At 75.8% G+C, this 236-nt stretch carries 1 protein-coding gene; it reads left to right on the plus strand.

Annotated features, from left to right (window positions below):
• Positions 1–236: AMP-binding protein (locus tag PUR71_RS00500; RefSeq protein WP_329924279.1), on the plus strand; the 236-nt coding region annotated here is incomplete at both ends.

Raw genomic sequence — 236 nt, forward strand, 5'->3', positions numbered from 1 at the left:
CGCCTCAGCTACGCCGAACTCGACGCCCGCTCCAACCGGCTGGCCCGCCTGCTCCTCCAGCGCGGCGCCAGGGCCGAGGGCTACGTCGCCGTCGCCCTCCCGCGCACCGCGGAACTGCTCGTCGCCCTGCTCGCCGTCCAGAAGTCCGGAGCCGGCTACGTCCCGCTCGACCCCCAGCACCCGGCCGAGCGCCTCGGCTACGTCCTGACGGACGCGCGGCCGTCCCTCCTCCTCAC

Source organism: Streptomyces sp. SP17BM10, assembly GCF_036322405.1.
In the GTDB taxonomy this organism is placed as follows: Bacteria; Actinomycetota; Actinomycetes; order Streptomycetales; family Streptomycetaceae; genus Kitasatospora.